Genomic DNA, 1931 nt, shown 5'->3' with positions numbered 1-1931 from the left:
ATTCGAAAGAACAAGATTCCCATCTTCCAATATAGTTCGAAATGTTGATTCATACTTCAAACTATATTCTATAGCTTTTCCTAATTTACTACCCGGTAGTACCGAATGCTCGCGACACCAATCAAAAAATTCATCCATAATTGGTTTCATTTCTTCTTGTCGTTTTTGATATCTCTCTTCTACTGGTAAGCAATCCCATTCCTGTTCCAATTGAAATAGTCGGTTACAATAGTTCAATCCTTCTGCACTTAAAGAGGTTTTACTATTCTTAGGATTTGCTTCGAAAAATTTTCTTCGTACATGTGCCCAACACCCTACTAACTTGGTATTTTTTGCTTGGCGATAAGCTCCCCACATATCACAATGAATATAGCCTGAATAATCCCCTAAGACTTCTTTTACTACTTCACCACTTCGACTTTTATCGTGATGATACAGCGTAATCCCTGCTTTTTCTTGTTTTCCTGATAAGAATGTCCAGTAATAGGTAAGTGGAGTATCGTTTTCTAACACCCGGTAACTTGTTTCGTCAGCGTGAATATAGCTTTGTTTTAATAATGTTTCTCTCAATAGGTTGTATAATGGTTTGAAATAATACTCACTGACTCTTATATGCCAATTTGTCAGTTCTTTTCTCGTAATTGGCAGTCCCATCTTGTTCCAGTCAGCTTCTTGTCGATAGTTCGGCACTTTTAATTGATACTTCTGATAAATTGTATGTGCAATAATAGTACTTGATCCTAAGCTATGATTTAAAGGAGCTTTTGGAACGGGCGCTTTAATGATTTTATCATTAGTTCCGTTTTCACTACAATGGGGACATTTGTAAGAATGTTGAATATGATCTACACGTTTTAATTGAGCTGGAATAAAAACTAACTCTTTTCGCTTTACACATGACCCAATTTCTTTTAAAGTGTGCTGACATTCTGGGCATACGCAATCTTCTCCCAACAATTTGTGATGAACCAATTCTGGTGTAAATTGTTCTAAGATATCTTGACGTTTACCTTGTGCTTTTTTTCTTGTATAAGTAATAGTTTCTACTTCTACATCCGTTTCTGATGTTTCTTCTTGAGTTATTTCTTCCATATCAAACAAACTTATTTGATTTGGATTTCCTTTTGTTTTTTCTGAAGATTTACCAAATAATTTTTTCTTGAAAAATTCTAACTGTTCTTTAAGAAGGTGATTTTCATGTTCTAACAGTTCAACAGTTTTATTAAATTTTATTTTATCTTCTTCGTATTGATTTGAAATTTTTTTAAATTCACTTAATACTTTTTCAAGTGTCACTGTTTCATTAGAAATCATAAAAAATACCTCCTCTTTTATGTGATTCTATTATACTATAAAAGGGTAATATTTTCAGTAAAAACATCGACGGTTAGTATCTTTTATTTTTGGATAAATGGAAAATCCTTTTAATAACCATTCTACTTGTTCATCAGATAATTCTTTAACTTCTTTTTCATTAGAAGGCCAAATTAACTTTCCGTTTTCGAATCGTTTGTAGAGTAGCCAAAAACCTTCTCCATCCCAATAGAGTGCTTTAAATCTATCTTTTTTTCCTCCACAAAATAGAAATACTTGTCCTGAAAAAGGATCTAAGTGGTAATGATGTTGAATCCAATAAGCGAGAGAATCAATACCTTGACGCATATCAGTTTTACCACAAACAATAGACACTTGTCCTAACTTATTTAACGGTATTGACATGATGCATCACTAGCTCCAATATCAATTTTAATTGTTCTTTGTCAAGGGAATCGTAAAGCACCCATTCCATTTTCCCCTTACGGAGCTTCAGTATAATCGCATTAGATTTCCCTTCTTTTTTTGATGAATAGTCAACGTCTAATGGTACAATTTGTTTTGACATTTTGTTTTCCTCCATTCCTTCTTTTATATTTTTATTATAAAGGAAGTTA

The 1931-nt window shown here is 32.6% G+C and carries 3 protein-coding genes; all 3 read right to left on the bottom strand.

Going from position 1 to position 1931, the window contains the following annotated elements:
• The coding region (gene tnpC / locus HMPREF3186_RS00060) for an IS66 family transposase (RefSeq protein WP_084812619.1) at positions 1-1314 on the bottom strand (1314 nt) is incomplete at its 3' end.
• Positions 1315-1368: 54 nt separating this feature from the next.
• The gene (gene tnpB, locus HMPREF3186_RS00055) at positions 1369-1719 is read right to left on the bottom strand and encodes an IS66 family insertion sequence element accessory protein TnpB (protein WP_060913353.1); all 351 of its coding nucleotides are present in this window, start codon (positions 1717-1719) and stop codon (positions 1369-1371) included.
• A partial coding sequence (locus HMPREF3186_RS09085) for a hypothetical protein (protein WP_231724123.1) occupies positions 1700-1931 on the bottom strand: 232 nt, incomplete at its 5' end. The genes HMPREF3186_RS09085 and tnpB, both read right to left, overlap by 20 nt.

Source organism: Gemella haemolysans, assembly GCF_001553035.1.
GTDB lineage: Bacteria > Bacillota > Bacilli > Staphylococcales > Gemellaceae > Gemella > Gemella haemolysans_B.
Note: the sequence above shows the minus strand (reverse complement) of the source record. Positions and strands in the feature narration are given on the sequence as shown.